Raw genomic sequence first — 16,230 nt, 5'->3', positions numbered from 1 at the left:
AATGGTTGCCTTTAACTATCCTAGATAGATCGACACATCTTCATCTTCAGCACATCAGTATGGATTAAGGACGGTTCTTCATCGATTAAAAGCGCTTGTAATGTGTCAATTTGGCCCAACTTATTTTGCAAGCGATTGGCAGATTCTGATGCTTATCAATCTATTTCGACACTTTTAGAATGACTTTCAATTAGCCTACTTCTCCAATTCGTTTTTTTTCTAATGACAAGCCCTGAAGCATACAAAACAACTCCAGTAAGGATAAGCGATAATGTCCGAATAATTGTTGGGCTTGATGATGCATCATAAAGTAAAGCCTTTCCTGCAGCAAAAAATAAAACAAGGAGAACTGACTTTGCAATAAGTACATCATTGCGCAGTGTTGAAACGCGCAGGATGATAAGAACATACATAAGCCAGGAAGCAGAAACAGCCAAGGTGCTGTATTCAGCGGTCATTTGATAAAGACTCATGATCGCCAGGAGATGTGCGGCTGCCAATACCGCATAATAATATTCTTCTCGATAAACTATTTCCTGGCGATTTTGTATTAATAAATACCAAATGCTGGCAAAAGAAACCCAAGCCACTAAAGTCCAAGACAATCCACTGTCATTCACTAAGTGGCCCAATATACTTAGGTATTCAATACCCAAAATAGCAGAGAGCGCTATAAATGGGATTAAGAATGGAATACTCCATTGAATCAATTTAATTTTTTCATGGAAGAGGGTGTAAGCAACAACAATTATTGCAAAAAGCCATGGCCTTAAACTTAACGGCAAAAGGCCAAGATAAATAGAATGGAAACAGACAAGTGTTACAAAGGTAAGCAGTACATTACGGCTGTTAAAACGACGATCAGGAAACCATCTTTTAGCTGAGCAATAGAGTCCGACTAAAAGAGCTGCTGATGCTAAGGAAACACAGGAAGCTAGGGTATGATCAATACGACTGAGATAATAATACTCCATTGCATAGAAAACTAATAAGACAGGGAAAAGGCTCCATGACTCTCTTTCTGTGAGCGATTTTTTGGTCAATTGAGTAAAAAATAGAGTACCAATTGAATAAATAAGAAAATTGAGAGCAAGTACTGTAGCGATTAACACATCTTGATTAAGTTCTAGCCCAACGATTGCTGTGATTGATATTGCTAAGTAAGCTGAAATCATAGTTAAAGTTCGTGACTCCACCCAAATAGCAAGTGTTGCAAAATTCAAAGAACAAATAGTGAAATAATACAAAGAAAAAATAGCATTATTTTCAACACCGGCAATAATAGGGGCAAGGTATGCACCTAATGCAGCAACAATTGCATAAATATCATGTTTAAACCGTAAATAAAACCAAATAGAAATCCCTGAGATAATGGTCGATATGGCAATGACTGTTTGAAATGAAATCAGCAAATAATATTGATATGCTGCATAACAGGTAAAATAAAGTACTATTGCTCCAGCAGCTGGTAAAAAGCAGGCATATATTCTATCTGCATTGGAAATAGCAATTCCTGCGGTAAATAAAGCCATTCCAAATAATGTTGCTACGCCAAGTTGCTTTTCATGAGTTAACCACCCAGATTCAATTGATAATTTAACAATGAAGCATGCGGCTAGAATAAAACAAACAGATGCAACAAAACCTAACCAATTACCTGACATAGGCTTGGGTATTGCTTTGTCAGTATTTTTTTTGTTTTTAATTGATTTAGATTGTTGTTGTGCGGTCGGTGATACGATGCCATTAATCTTTTCAACTCGAGACATTCGTTCTTCTAGTGCGTGTATGTTTTTTTCAATATCAATCGATTTCAAGAAAGTACCCTATATATCAAAATATGGCTAATTTTACATCATTTTGAGTATTTATTGCGAGTGTTCTTGTAAAATAATTATAAAATTTTTCATTTCAAGGGGGGGATGACCTTGAAAGGGGGCTGGGTACAGTAAGGTCGCACCTCTGAGATAATCTGCTTGGATTTCTTGAGTTAATCGATTTGCGGAGCAAAAATTGCACTATTTCCTGATAATTAATTAAGATACTCCTATGATTTTCCACCCTTTAGTTGGGGTAAAAGTAGGTTTAATTGTAAAAACATAGATACAACCCTTGGGATCAATTGCAAATAAAGGGACGCTACGTATATTTAGATACTGCTCGTAGGAAAAGTGCCCTGTTATTAAAGTGGTTTTTATTTTGCAGCCTAGATTCAATAAATTTTCTATGCATTGATAGGTAACATCTTGTTTGAAAATATCTCTACCACTGTGTTTAAAACTAAATTTTTCCTCCCTTTGTCCTTCTTGAGGAAGTACTGTTTGAATGGCAAAAATTTCTCGTTCTGGAAAAAAATAGCGGTAATGTTTTGCTGCAAGAATATTTAACTGCAAATAGGGTGTAAGAATTAGTAAGTGCTTGATTTTGAGTAAATTAAGGTTGTCTTCAACATGTTGAGAAATTGGGTTTCCCCAAATCGTTGCGAACCCTTTCATTTTGGCGTTGCTAAGAGCAGACCAATCTTCATCAATAAGGCATACATAAAAATTGTTTTCATGCAGCTGCTTTGCGATTGCCAGAGCAACTTTATTCGCACCTATGATCAAAAAACCTTGAGGTTCAGGTTCTGCAACCTTCAATTTTAGAGCAATTTTTTTCGCCGTAAGACTTTGTAAAACAATGGTACCAATGATCATAAGAAATGTTAAAGGAACCAGCTTTGATGCTTCAGAAAAACCTAAGCTGCCTAATCGCATGGCAAATAAAGCAGATATCGCTGCAGCAATAATTCCTCGAGGTGCAATCCATGCAATCATATGGCGTTCAGGCATAGTTAATGTAGAGCCTAAAGAGGATAAATAAACATTTAGAGGTCGAATTATAAATTGTATTACCAAAAACAATAAAAGTGCAGGGTACCCTAAATCAATAAATGAGGATAAATCAATGCGTGCAGCTAAGATGATGAATAAGAGAGATAAAAGGACTAAACTCAAACTTTCCTTGAAATTCAAGATATCGTCTAACTCAATGCCTTTAATATTAGCTAGCGTAAGTCCCATTACGGTTACAGCAAGTAAACCCGATTCGGAAATAATAGTAGAAGTTGCAAAAATAAGGCTGATGGCGCTTAATACAGCAAAGTTTTGCAGGTATTGAGGAATCCAGTATTTTTTAAATGCTACCCCTATAGACAGAGCGCCAATAATACCTAAAGAGATACCACTTAAAATTATTTTTCCAAAAAAAAATGCCCCAGAGATAAAGCCGTCGGTTAATGTATTTGAAACAATGAATTCAAATACTAAAACTGCAAGAATAGCACCAATAGGATCAATTAAAATTCCTTCCCACCGTAAAACATTAGCTACATGTGCATTCGGTCGCAAAATTCGTAACATGGGTGCAATCACTGTGGGACCACTCACTACCATGAGTGAAGCAAATAAGAAAGAAATTTCCCATGAGAATTTAATTAAAAAATGGGTTGCCACAGCCACGCATAAGAATGTAATGAGCGCTCCCACACTAATTAAATTACGGATTACAGAACCAATACCCCCGATTTTAGAAAACTTTAAAGTCATGCTGCCTTCAAACAGAATGACTGCAACTGAAAAAGAGACAAAAGGAGAAAGTATTCCACCTAATTGCTCATCAGGTCTGAGCCAATGCATTATTGGACCGAAAAAAATTCCACTAAGAAGTAAAAAAATTATTGCAGGCAATTTTAGGTGCGAAGCAAGCCATTGACATACAAAGCCCGCGAGCAAAATTAAAGAAAATATAAAAAAAATTTTTTCGGGCATGATTTTCTATTCCAGTCTCATTTTGCATGACAAAATTGTCGACGAAAATTAAATAGTTACTCTTCTATTATTAAGTATACTACTAATGCAAATAACTAAGGTTTACATTATTTTTTGTTGAAAATAAAATAAATTTTGAATTATTGAGCATGCTCCTCAATAATTGAATTGATTATTATTAGAGCATCAATGCGGTCCACTTAGTACATAGAGACGTTTAGACTGAGTCTTCTTGAGGAAAATGCTGAGGAATGACTGTGAAATTACAAATTGATAAGGAAAGAAACTCCTTCAGTAGAGAGTGTCGTTCAGCAATTGGTTCGATTTTTAAGTTCCATAACTTTATGCGTGGTCTCAATTCCATATACAGGCAAATTATCAGAGTGAATCAATCCTAATTGAACTAAAACAGAGGCTTGATCCCAATAAATATGTTCGCTAGCAATTTTCTCATCTTGGAAGGCAACTATCGCTACTAGAGGAATTTCTACTCGTTTTCCTGTGGGTTCAATGCCTTTTAACATCCAATCCATGCGAATTGAATGAGTAAATTTAAAAATGAGTTCATCAACAATCTGATTCGGTCCTATAGTCCTTGATACAAGTGTTGTTTCCGTATCTTGAGGCATTTGCGGAATAAAAGACGTGCTGTAAAATTGTTCTACCTCTTTTTTCCCAAATCCTCCCATCATTGTAGGCACATGATTTACATAGGGATTATCAATCATTGTTTCCATAGTTTGGTTAACATTTTTCGCTTCAAATTCATATCGAGTATGATTTTCCCAAATTTGAAGTAATTTTTGTTGTTGTCGAGTCAATTCATTCTGATTATTCATAGCATTCCTTATCTATGCTTCAGTTTTTATTCATTAATTTAAAATATAGAAATAAAAGTGATGATATTCAAATGAGTTAATTTCATCTTGATGGGAATGGAATAAAATCGAATAGTTGGTTCAATAATAGAATGAGCTCAGCAAAATCCTCCACAACAAACCGAATTGATTAATAATTTAACATTAATTGGTCGGGTTGTGATATGATTGCCCGTCTTGGTTATTTTTGAGTCGATATGGTGTATTATGAGAAAAATTTTCAATTTAAAACAATCTTCTAAAACCAAATTGGGGGCTTGTTATGGATACAGCTTCTTTTGGGCTAAAGGAAATTTAGCGCTTCCTGAAAATGCTGAGGAAACTGAAAAGGAGATTCCACTAACTGAAGATATTGTATACGCCCAATGGTCTCAATTTATACCCTCTGCAAAGAGCGGATGGATTCCTGGTATGTATTTGGATTGGAATGAGGATGAAATAACAAAAGATATAAAGACGATGTTGGTCAATAATGGTGACGCTGTAATCTTGAAGTATTTTGGACTTATTTGTGGACATGCGCTCTCGATAAAAAAAATCGATGAGGGTATTTATCACTACTTCGATTGCAATGATGGTATTTATGAGTTTAAAGATGAAGAATTTCCTGAAATCATTCAGAAAATTACACGCGGTAAGTACAGTAAATTCTTTTACGGATTAGGATTGGAAAAAGTCTCGGCTCATGCGGATTTTGAACCAAGCATTATAAAAAATATATTCGCGGCAGCACTCCTTTTGTGCGGAAAATTGTTTACTACTCCAGCCGGAGTGAGTAGATTGCTGTTTACAATGTTTGAGTTTTTGTCGGAGCAATGCGATAAACTAGTTAAAAGCATGTCAGATTTTATCTCAACCAAGCACGACAACGATACTAGAGAAACTGTTGCCCCATAGATTTAAGAGAATTCTCCATATGCCTAGTAATTTAGCATCAATTAAGTGTTACTTAATTGTGATAAGTTTACGTAGGCGTTGTAGTTAGCGCATGGTTAGAAGGAGGTTTACCCCTGCACTAATGTGTGTGTATTTTTATATATTAGTATGGTTGATCTATTATTAAAATAGAGAAGGTTTTGGATATTGATCATGCATTCTAAGTTTGTAGAGGCAGTTGAGTCTAACGACTCCGCTCTATTGGCAGAACTTAATGATTCTGAGCTTTTATTCGAGAAAAACACCAAAGGAGAGAATCTAGTCCATATTGCTGCACGAAAAAAAAATTATTCATGGTTACGGGAATTAATTAAAAAAAATCTTTTAAGCTACGAACTCATTCTAACCCCAGATTTTGAAGGTGATACTTTACTTCATAAAATTTCTCGAACAAGGGAGGAAGACCTCATTGATTTCTGTGTTAAAAGTTGTATGGCTCATGATGTAACCAATGATTTTTTATTTTTGAGAAATAGCTTTGGTGAAACTCCTTGGAATCAAAAAACCAAAGTTGTAGATAAGGTATTGATTAAATATGAAAAAATGTCTACCAAATATCATGATGAACCAGTGCCTCTGTATAAGGCTATTGAAAGAGGGGATTTAAACTTCATTCGCGAAATCAGTGATAGCGGTTATTTGAAGGGTGAAATGCTTTACAAAACAAGTCGTCTTATTGGAGGCGATGATACTCCATTATCCCTCGCGGCGCGAAATGGTTTTTTTGATATCTTAATAATTTTACTGCGGAAAAATACACTAGATTTCATTGGATTAGCCAATTGGGGCAATAAAAATACTTGGCTTCACGAGCTGGTTCATAGAGTTGATAGTGTTCCTTTTCTAGAAATGATTCTTAAAGAAAAAGAAATTTTACCTGTTATTACTGCAAGTTTAGAAAGTCAGGATGGCAATGATGATAGTGCTTTACATCTTGCAGCACGATCTGGAAATATTGAGCTTTTAAAAATACTTTTACCGGCTTTAGATCCTACTGGAGCCCCAGTTATTAATCAAAATGGAAACAGTTGGATTCATGAACTTTCTCAATATCATCCAGATCAACTTCGTTTACTTGCAAACGACGGATTGATTCCCAATAATTTTTTTACAGTAAAAGATATAGAAGGAAATACCTGTCTGCATTTACTTGCTAAGCAAGGCCAAGCAGATGTATTGGCTGCTTTGATCGATAAAGGAGCTGATGTAGGTCAAGTCAATAAGAAAGGAGAAACCTTTCTGCATCTTTGCCCTGCTGCTGTTATTGAAAAACTAATTGAAAGAAAATTAGTAAATGCATCACTTATTAACAAGCAGGACAATTTAGGTAGAAGTATTATGCATTATTTGCTTCGCGATAAAAATATTACTACTGCTCAAAAATTATATGAGTTAGGAGGGCGTTTAGATCTTAAAAATATTTTTGGTCGTACTCCGATAAGAGATATGGAAACAATTTACTATGGTTTACCAAAAGTAACAAATCAAGAAGTTGTTGAATTTAATAAAAAAGTTAACCATAGAAAATTCGAAATAGATGAAAAATCATTAAGAAGTTTTTTTGCAAAACAGCAGTTATATTTTGTATTTGGTGTTCAAAAGCTTTCCCAAGAACCAGAAAAAAATGAATTTATTCAGTGTGGTAATTACCCCAAAAATATTATTCCTTTTTTGAAAGAATCACTCATTCAATTTGCAGATAAACAAGAATCAATAAAACAAAAACATTATAAAAAAATTATCAATCTATTCGATAATTTTCTTTCAATTGATGAGGTCTTCGGAAATATAGATAAAGTCGCTGATAATATACTTTCTGGCCAACCTTTATTAACTCATACGGGTTGGATTTCTCATGTAGTTGGGGTTAGCATTGAAAAACAGGGTGAGAATATTGTGTTAAGTTTAGTTGAACGAGGACCATGGCATGAAAAAAAGGATGAGAACACAGCATGGCCAGTTAAAACGATACGATTTAAAAAAGATAAAAATGTTATTCAAGACATTCTCTATTTACTTCACCAGGCGCAATATGCTGATGAAGAAACTGCAAAAGGTTTAATCTTTAATAAAATTCCTGAAAAAGCTCAAGCTGATTTTCACGTGGAAAATAATCCGTCCACAGCACTTGCGTGTAAAATGTTCAAGGCTGGAATTTGTTATTATGCCAATTTCAAAACTATTATTCATGATTGGTTTGTAAAAGAATTCAGCTTGAGTGAAGGACAAAAAGACTATAAAAATTTTGAGGTTTTTTTAAGAAAACAAGCGGTCGAAGAGTATCTCAAATATGTACCATCAGAAGAATATGATCGTACCCTTTTGCAAAGCTGCAAGCAAATTATTAAAGAAAAAGAAGAACAAGTGAAAAAACTGACTCCGACTCCTGCTTATAATGAGGAGGAAGCAAAAACTGATATGAGACATCGTACCTAATATTCAATTATCTTATAAATATAACATTGAAATTTCTATCTTTGCGGTATCCTGAAAATAGTTGCTACAAATAAAAACAAATCAATCGCATAATAAAATTGATAACAAAATGCCCAGGAGAGGTAATGGTTGTTAATGTTGCCTTAATTTAGATCATTTAGAATGCTGCCTCCAAAAATATAAATCCAATAATTTTTAGAGGGTAGTAGTATGCAGTCGAAATATATGCCGGATATGGGGTTTGAGTTAGATGATGCCATAGAAGATAAAAAGGATTCCAGTATTAGCATTAGTGAACAATCTTTAAGTAACTCAAGTCAAACACAAGCCGAACCAAGCGAGCCTTCTATTACTACTACTGTTACTCTCTCATTGAGTGAAGAAAGTTTCGAAACCTCCTCTGTTAGCTCTTATGACACGGAATATAATGAACCAGAAATACATGATGAAGGTGATGAGAGCACTTCATCAAATCCGAACAAAAGTTCTGAGAAGAGTAGCGATTTCTGGGCGGGAACAAAGTTTTTACTAAGCCCCATCACTTTTCTAACCGATGTGATTACAACCCAATTTAGTGGGAAGAATACAGTGTCTAGTACTGAATCTGATGAGGTGAGTTCAAAACAGGTAGTAGATACGAGCATGGATGAAGTGGACTATCTGGAGCACCAGAAAAGTGTTGGTTCAACAAATAAAATTTTAGAAGCTGTGGTTGATACGGTTCATGGTGCTGCAACGACAAGTCGTGAAGAATGTGAACAGCATACATTTCACTGCAAGGAACGAGAGAAACTGGATAAAAAGACAGGAAATACAAAGAATGAAGAAATGGTAAGTGTTAATGTATTTCTTGATAAAAAGCAGAAGCCGTTATTACCTGGAGCCCGCAAAGTATTAAAGAAACACGCGGAAGCAAAACAACAGGCGAAAAAAGACTATGGAGCTGATCTGCCTCCACCCAGCGAAGCGGTTACCAATGCAAAGACTGAATTTGAAATTGCTCACGAGTTTGCACAAGGTGAGGATGATTATGACAAAGCGGGCAGCGTAATTCACACAGCAAAAGGAATTGTTGAAATAAGCGCTCTTGATTTAGAAACGTTTACTGGAGGTGTTACTTCTCAACCTGGTTTTGTCACTCCTCAATCATCTAACAACTTTTTATACAATCTAATGATTGAAAACTCTAAAAAGGCAGTTGAACAAAAATTTCAGAAGAAAACTACTAGTGATGAGAATAGTGAAGGCGTAACTAAGCCTTCATCAATAAAGCAATAAGAATGTATTAAAGAAAGGTCTACTTAAATCGTTTTTTAAGTTTCTTAACACACTTCAATGCAGGGAAATTGTACTATTCAATTTTCCTTGCATTTTCCTGACTGTAACGAGTTGGGAAAATTCTTTTTTGGCGATAAATTTTACATTATGTTAATATTATGTTTTTTTTAATGTATGAATCTTCAGGAGGAATTTGATAATGGATGATGCATTTGGAGATCCTAATATTATTGATGATATTCAAGGCTCTCTTTCAGTGGATAAGGCTGTCTTGCCTGCAGAATCTGATAGTCAGCACGGTATTTCCTGGGAGGATTATTGTGATACGGATTACAATCAAATAGATAAAGAATTTCAGGAATATGAAAATATCCCTGAGTTTTATGAAGCGAATCATGATGAAAAAGAGAGTTCATCAAACGCCAGAAATAGGGATATTGAACCAGTAGATTCTTGGGCTGGTGCCAAATTTTTGCTCACACCTGTTACATTCATTGCCAATTTTGCTGCAACTCAGTTTACTGCTTTGAAAAATGCTGTTTCAAGTCGTTCGGATACCGAACACTCTCGCCAAGCAGAAGACATTTCTGAATTAGACAAGCTGGCTTCACCAAAAAAAATAATGGCATCATTGTCCCGAGAAGGACGTACAGGTTCTGAAAAACCATTTACAACTCAAGATGAACTCTTTGATGAAGTTGGTGTGTCTCCTGGTGAGGAAGGTATCTGTTCTCCAATGGTTAACTTATATTTTGAGGAGCAATTAGGCTATCGAGATAGCAGTTATAGAGAGGGGGACCCCAAACATATTTATGAAGAAGCAATAAAAGAAAAACAACACCAAATTGATCTCATCCATAAAGGAAAAGACGGTGTACATGCCGTATTTGTAGATCATAATATTCCCTATGATAGAAAAACAGTGAAAGCAAGTGAAAGTGAAAGTGAGAAAAAAGTAGAAGCTTTGCTTAAAGATTATGATCAAATGCTGGTTACTTATCCCGTTGTTCGGGAAGATGGAGAAATGGATAGGCACCAAATTTATGTCGAAAAAGTCGATGACGCTCGTTGTGTTCGTTTTGATGTCAACAAACAGGGTGGTGTCGATGAAATGTCGTGTAAAATGTTTTACCAAAAGCTTGCCAAGAAAATTGCAAAAGCTCATGATGATAATACTGATAACGAAGAAGAAGTGGTTGTTGCTGGAATAAAAAAGAAATAGGCAGCTAAATTTATCAGTTTTCACCCAAATAAAATGGACTTACAGCGAACACACTAAAATGTACCCTCTCCGTATTCGGTATAGGACTTAATTCCGGGAGAGGGAATTTATAAAATTATTCTCTTAAGCGTGTTAATAGGTTCTGTGGTTCCGGAGCTTCAATATTTTGCTTGGATTTATACTTGTTGAATAAAGTTGCTCTGTTGCCACTAACCACATGGATTTTTCTCTGGACACTCTCTACAGGCGATTCGATATCTTTAATCATCGAGAAACAGGCTCCTGCATAATGCATGACGGAATCATCGCTGCTGACTTTAGGGGGAATCCCCGCATGAACTTCATTTCCAGGAAAAGACAATGAATCGCCACAAATATGTGTCGCCAAACGTTCTTCGGGTTGTGCTGCTAAGGGAGCACCAAGACAGGTATTTATCTCAATGGTTCTTCCATGCACATTGATCGTTTTAGTTTTACTTCTATGGCCTATTAATAAAGCGTACTCGCGATCATCAGGATCACGAAACACATCAAGCGCAGAAGGAAAATTCATAAGCTTAATTTTTTTAATTTGCGGCAAATCAAGAGTAGCCAGCGTTTCTTCCAGCGCCTCATGAAAAATACATTCCATGGGATATAATAATTCCTGAATTGCGAATGCGCCCAAACTCATCCCTTTAATCGTAAGAACTCCTTCTTTACTTAAACTGAGGTCAGCAAGGAGTAATAATTGATAGAGATTCTGCTTTAAACGGTTTTTATACGCATCGACATAAAAAACACCTTTGCCAAATACAGGGCTATTAAAGGGTATCGTTTTGGATTGGGAATTATTTAAACGCGATAATGCATTGTCCTCGCCATAAATAGAAGAAAGAACAGAGGCAAATCCAGGTTGTTGAACTGCTAAAGCCTGACGCTCCTCAAAATGAATTGCCTCGCTGTTTGAGTTTTCAAAGCGAACGCAAGCTAATACATCATATTGTAAGCTCAGGCAATTACGGAACTCTGGTGCTGCAAGATAACTTACTGATACAGGATAGGGGTGTGCATTATTCCATTCATCAAACAGATTTCCTCCTTGTAATTTAAGCGCATGAAGGACAGGTGAGAATTCGGTTCGTCTTGCATCTGAAAGAGGTAAAAAATAGGCTTGCGGTACAATTAAAGGACTTACAGCGCCTTCTTCCAGGGATAAATACTCTTTATAGAGTACATCATCCTTAGCCGTACCAATTATTTCCAACAATTTACGGGATGAATTGTATTTTTCTTTTCTTTGTTGAAATGCTTTAGCAAATTCAGCAGTATGGTCACGTGGCATTACTAATCGACCATCAGAATAAATAGCCTTAAATTTTTTAGTAATTAATCGAGATAAAAAACCAGAGTAATCCATTTCTTTATACAAATTACCAAGAGGTGTATTTTCTTTTTGTTTCGCTAAAAAAAATTGAGTTAAAACTTTATTATGATCTTCAAGGATATAAAACTTGTTTGACTCGCGCAGTTGTTGAACTAATTTTAATTCTTCTCCATCAATATGCATCGCGTGCAGTTCCTTGTTGGTTAAGGAGTTTTGCATGATTGGAGCTAAAGGATGACTCATCAGAGAAAAAGGAAATATTTTTTGTATACTTCTAGGAATCGCTGTTGTCATCGTAAGATTTTCCGACATTCTAGTTCTTAGCGATAAAGCTGTGTCTAATTTAGTGAACATGAATCTCATCCTTGTATTGTGTATTAAGACCTATTTCGCGAATTACTTTAACACAAAGTGGCTATATTTTATTGTGTAAATAAAAAATAAAAGCCTTGAAAAGGACTCAAGGCTTTGAGTAAAAATTGGATTATTTAAACCAGTGCGAGTTTTTGATTTTCTTCGTGTTCAACACATTGCTCTAAACCAGTTTGACAAATTAAATCTTGATTTTTTCTAATTACTGATTCAGTTAAATAATTCAAAGCACAGGGAAGCTCACCATTTTTTATTTGATCTAATGTTAATGTGGGATCCTTTTCAAATAATGGAGCGAGACAGATTATTGCTTCAATATTCGAAATCGTTATCGTAAGTGCCCCACCACTTTTTGCTGGCAATTCAATAGTAAAACCATCTGTATGAGCAGAAATACACGTATAAGTGTTGGGTGCTACTGTACTGGCTACATTAATCCATAGATCGCGTTCGCAAAGTGGTAAATTCACTAATGCAGCTTGTGCTTTCAAGATACCTTTATAATTCGCATATAATTCCGCTGCTTTTGCATTCTTTATATCCTTGGGATCTTTGCTTTCGATGACGTAGGTAGCAAAATCATCATAAGCAATTACTTTATCAATTTCTAATTGCTGATACTTTTTCATTTTCTCTATTGGTATAATGCTTAACTCGAGTATCGATGATTCTGAGACATCAAAACGTTTCGCTTGTCTTAAATCATCAAGCTGAATCATGCCGGATGTTTTTTGGTTGATAACAATGCATTGATTTATAGGCAAATGAAGATGAGGAACTATAGTCTCGCATTGATACGAAAATATAGAAGTACCGAACTCTTCTCCTTCTATAGTAAGTGGATCATATTCCACATCCCATGCCTGTATGCCAAGGGCTTTTGCTGCTACGCCGATTAGTGAAATGTTTGGGAAGTTTGATTTTTTTGCCGCATCAAGTCCGAAACCAAAAGCGACACTAGGACAATGGGTAAATGAGTGCGCTAATTTTGTGTTTCCTTTAACTAGGGAGAAGCCTTTGACATGCTTCTCGATAAGTTCTTTTTTCTCGGAAGGACTTAAATCTTCCGAACAGGTATATCCTTTAGATTTCAGATAGCGGGCAAAGTTAGGACGCATTGCTGATATCCCTAATCCAGGGCGATCTAAACAGCCAAGATAATGTTCAACAGAAACCCCTCTATATATTGATGGAACAGTTACCTCAACCAAATTAATATTATGTTTTTTCTTAAAAAGTTCCAAAGCCACGATATTGTGAGAGTCATAAGCGGCTCCAGTAATTCGAACAGCACTTAGAGCAGCACGACGACCAAAGAAGGAAGCACCAAATTCATATAAACCATACATCTTAAAAATACCTCTTGAATAATAATTTGCAGTCCTTTCTTATAGTTCCAAATAATGTTCAAATAGCGCTTTAAACATTTAGTTCGCTTAGTGTATAAAATGGGTATTAAAGAAAAATTAAATTAATCCATTAATTTTTTTATGTAAGGTATAAATAATTTTATGTGCCGAGTAAGGTTTATTTAAGATTCAAACTGTCTGAATATCCTATTGATTATCTTTAGAATAGGATTGTGCGAATTAGGGTAATACATTAACTAATAACTTCTGATACAACGCAGCCTGCGGATAACAAAAATAAAAAGCCTTGAAAGAACCCAAGACTTTTAGCATAAATTAGACATGAGTCAAGTTATTTAACTTAGGTTAATCGTTGGATTTTGTTCTTCTTCAATACATTTTTCTAAACCAGTTTGACAAACGAGATCTTTATTTTTTCTAATTACTGATTCAGTTAAATAATTCAAAGCACAAGGAACTTCGCCATGTTTCACCTGCTCTAATGTAAGGCGGGGATCTGCTTCAAATAATGGAGCAAGATACATTACTGCTTCAATATTAGAGATATTAGCAACAAATACTCCTCCATTTTTTGTTGGCAATTCAATAGTAAAACCATTTGTATGAGCAGAAATACACGTATAAGTTTTAGGAGCTACTGCACTTGCTACATTAACCCATTGATCTCGTTCACAAAGCGATACATCGATTAATGCAGTTTGTTCTTTCAAGATGCTTTTATACTTTTCATATAATTCAATTGCTTTGGGATCCTTTTGATTGTTGTTTTCGCACACATAGGTAACAAAATCATCATAAGCAATTACTTTATCAATTTCTAAGTGCTGATATTTTTTTATTTTCTCCGCTGGGATAATACTTAATTCCAGTATTGACGATTCTGAGACATCAAAACGTTTCGCTTGTTTTAAATCATCAAGATGAATCATATCAGGTTGCTTTTGGTTAACAACGATACAATGATGTATGGGAGAAAAAAGATAAGGAACTATAGCTTCGCATTGATATGAAAATATAGAGGTGCCTTGCTCTTCTCCATGTATACTAAGTGGATCATATTCCACATTCCATGCTGTTTTGCTGCAGAATTTTCTAGCGATACCGATTATTGAAGTTTCTGGGAAATTAGATTTTCTTGCTGCATCAATTCCAAAGCAAAGTGCTACACTCGCAGAATAGGAATATGAATGAGCTACTTTTGTGCTGTTTCCCTTAGTGAGAGAGTATCCATGAACATGCGCTTCCATAATTGCTTTTTTCTCGGCAGGACTCAAATCATCCAAACATGTATATCCTTTAGATTTCAGAAAACGAGCAAAGCTAGGACGCATTGTTGTCATCCCTAATCCAGAATGCTCTAAAGAGCCAAGATAATGCTCAACTGAGACGCCTCTGAATATTTTTGGATCGGTTACATCAATAAATTTAAAGTTATTTTTTAACTTAAATCGATACAAATCGGTAACCGTTTGTGCGTCATATCCTACAATTCGAACACTATTTTGAGGAGCGCGACGGGCAAATAAGGAAACCCCTTTTTCAAATAAACTATACATTTTAAAACCTCTTGAGTAAAAATTTGCAATCCTTTCTCACATTTCCAAAAATGTTCAAATAAAACTCATGTGGCGAAGGATTTGGAGCGTTTAGTTTATAAAATGGGCATTAAAGAAAAATTAAAGTAAGGCGTTAAATTTTTTACATAGTGTGTAAATAAATTTATAGATAAACACGTAAGGCGCGTATGTGTATTCTGTTGATTTTCTTTAGAATGGGACTAATTGTTTGGCTAAGATCAGATCTATGCATGCTATCAGATGATATAAAAAATTATTGTTTTAAATCAAATGAATAGTTCTGAAAATTAAGATGGTTTTCAGCTAAGAAAATGTATGGATTTTTAAGGTTCCTAAAGAAGTGCTTCTACAGCAGTATAAAAATGATTGCAGCACTTGGAGTTGCAGCAATTTAATCATTAATGAAGCGGTGCGAGAAACTATTAATAATCCGAACATAGGAGTTGAGAAAAACGGTGACTTAGCAGGGGTTATGTTTATAAGTTCAAAATTCACATTAACAATTCCTCGCACTACCCTAGTTAAAAGGAAGTCTTTAGCTATACGACGTATCGGTCATCAGTCGATATGAGTCACATCAAGGGATAAAAGTCAGATTTTTTCAAGAGCTATATGGATACGTGCTGGTGTTATTAGTATTGCAAGTTAAAAAATTTGTATGATGGCAATCAAGAGAGTGTCCCCTTATAAAAAATAAGGGGCAGTAGCGTGAGCGAGCGTGCATGGATGCTGTCGATAACTACGGCACCGCAGCACTCCCGGATGATTGTCGATAAAGCCTACTTGAATTCAGGTGTTTTCCCTTCCTTGAATTCGACTGGCTCAGGATATTGGCGCCCCCCCAGGAGTGTTTTTGGATAGCTAGCCGTTAAGGTAGTTACCGGGGTGCTTTGGCTTGTTGCCGGCCTTGTTGTTTGCTGTTGGATTACTTGCTTTGTAATGGCAGGGATGTCAATGGAAACACCGTATTGCTTCATCATCTGCAG

General features: G+C 35.5%; 10 protein-coding genes and 1 pseudogene. 4 read left to right on the top strand and 7 right to left on the bottom strand.

What is annotated here, in order from left to right:
• Positions 1 to 155: 155 nt before the first annotated feature.
• From Lani_RS01560 to Lani_RS01550, 3 genes are all read right to left on the bottom strand, one after another.
• On the bottom strand, positions 156 to 1,817 hold the full coding sequence (locus Lani_RS01560; protein ID WP_019232098.1) for a DUF2339 domain-containing protein: 1,662 nt from the start codon (positions 1,815 to 1,817) through the stop codon (positions 156 to 158).
• Positions 1,818 to 2,036: 219 nt separating this feature from the next.
• Entirely contained in the window at positions 2,037 to 3,809 is a 1,773-nt protein-coding gene (locus Lani_RS01555; RefSeq protein ID WP_019232099.1) for a cation:proton antiporter, read from the bottom strand.
• A 308-nt stretch (positions 3,810 to 4,117) separates the two neighbouring features.
• Positions 4,118 to 4,648 carry an ester cyclase gene (locus tag Lani_RS01550; protein WP_019232100.1) on the bottom strand — a complete coding sequence of 177 codons (531 nt, stop codon included), beginning with the start codon at positions 4,646 to 4,648 and terminating at the stop codon, positions 4,118 to 4,120.
• Between the two features lie 246 nt (positions 4,649 to 4,894).
• Between Lani_RS01550 and Lani_RS01545 the strand changes: the two genes are divergently transcribed.
• The 4 genes from Lani_RS01545 (at position 4,895) to Lani_RS01530 (ending at position 10,559) form a co-directional block, all read left to right on the top strand.
• Positions 4,895 to 5,584 (top strand): hypothetical protein, encoded by a 690-nt coding sequence (locus Lani_RS01545; RefSeq protein WP_019232101.1) that lies wholly within the window; start codon positions 4,895 to 4,897, stop codon positions 5,582 to 5,584.
• 471 nt (positions 5,585 to 6,055) lie between these two features.
• Positions 6,056 to 8,059 (top strand): ankyrin repeat domain-containing protein, encoded by a 2,004-nt coding sequence (locus tag Lani_RS01540; RefSeq protein WP_019232103.1) that lies wholly within the window; start codon positions 6,056 to 6,058, stop codon positions 8,057 to 8,059.
• 210 nt (positions 8,060 to 8,269) lie between these two features.
• Complete coding sequence (locus Lani_RS01535) at positions 8,270 to 9,337, top strand: hypothetical protein (protein WP_019232104.1); 1,068 nt, start codon at positions 8,270 to 8,272, stop codon at positions 9,335 to 9,337.
• 199 nt (positions 9,338 to 9,536) lie between these two features.
• Positions 9,537 to 10,559: a hypothetical protein gene (locus Lani_RS01530; RefSeq protein ID WP_058388358.1), complete on the top strand. Its 1,023-nt coding sequence runs from the start codon at positions 9,537 to 9,539 to the stop codon at positions 10,557 to 10,559.
• 115 nt (positions 10,560 to 10,674) lie between these two features.
• Here Lani_RS01530 and Lani_RS01525 read toward each other — a convergent pair whose 3' ends face one another.
• The 4 genes and pseudogenes from Lani_RS01525 to Lani_RS20375 form a co-directional block, all read right to left on the bottom strand.
• Positions 10,675 to 12,279 (bottom strand): hypothetical protein, encoded by a 1,605-nt coding sequence (locus Lani_RS01525; RefSeq protein WP_019232107.1) that lies wholly within the window; start codon positions 12,277 to 12,279, stop codon positions 10,675 to 10,677.
• Between the two features lie 134 nt (positions 12,280 to 12,413).
• On the bottom strand, positions 12,414 to 13,646 hold the full coding sequence (locus Lani_RS01520; RefSeq protein ID WP_019232108.1) for a hypothetical protein: 1,233 nt from the start codon (positions 13,644 to 13,646) through the stop codon (positions 12,414 to 12,416).
• Between the two features lie 356 nt (positions 13,647 to 14,002).
• Complete coding sequence (locus tag Lani_RS01515) at positions 14,003 to 15,223, bottom strand: hypothetical protein (protein WP_019232109.1); 1,221 nt, start codon at positions 15,221 to 15,223, stop codon at positions 14,003 to 14,005.
• Positions 15,224 to 16,023: 800 nt separating this feature from the next.
• Positions 16,024 to 16,230: pseudogene (locus Lani_RS20375) on the bottom strand (tetratricopeptide repeat protein); the annotation flags it as partial.

This window comes from Legionella anisa (assembly GCF_001467525.1).
Lineage (GTDB): Bacteria > Pseudomonadota > Gammaproteobacteria > Legionellales > Legionellaceae > Legionella > Legionella anisa.
The sequence above is the reverse complement of the archived record's forward strand: the minus strand, read 5'-3'. Positions and strand labels throughout refer to the sequence as shown.

Excerpts from the sequence above, each read along its gene's own strand:
- Lani_RS01555 (WP_019232099.1), bottom strand. The coding sequence starts at position 3,809 with ATGCCCGAAAAAATTTTTTTTATATTTTCTTTAATTTTGCTCGCGGGC.
- Lani_RS01550 (WP_019232100.1), bottom strand. The coding sequence starts at position 4,648 with ATGAATAATCAGAATGAATTGACTCGACAACAACAAAAATTACTTCAA.
- Lani_RS01545 (WP_019232101.1), top strand. The coding sequence starts at position 4,895 with ATGAGAAAAATTTTCAATTTAAAACAATCTTCTAAAACCAAATTGGGG.
- Lani_RS01540 (WP_019232103.1), top strand. The coding sequence starts at position 6,056 with ATGGCTCATGATGTAACCAATGATTTTTTATTTTTGAGAAATAGCTTT.
- Lani_RS01535 (WP_019232104.1), top strand. The coding sequence starts at position 8,270 with ATGCAGTCGAAATATATGCCGGATATGGGGTTTGAGTTAGATGATGCC.
- Lani_RS01530 (WP_058388358.1), top strand. The coding sequence starts at position 9,537 with ATGGATGATGCATTTGGAGATCCTAATATTATTGATGATATTCAAGGC.
- Lani_RS01525 (WP_019232107.1), bottom strand. The coding sequence starts at position 12,279 with ATGTTCACTAAATTAGACACAGCTTTATCGCTAAGAACTAGAATGTCG.
- Lani_RS01520 (WP_019232108.1), bottom strand. The coding sequence starts at position 13,646 with ATGTATGGTTTATATGAATTTGGTGCTTCCTTCTTTGGTCGTCGTGCT.
- Lani_RS01515 (WP_019232109.1), bottom strand. The coding sequence starts at position 15,223 with ATGTATAGTTTATTTGAAAAAGGGGTTTCCTTATTTGCCCGTCGCGCT.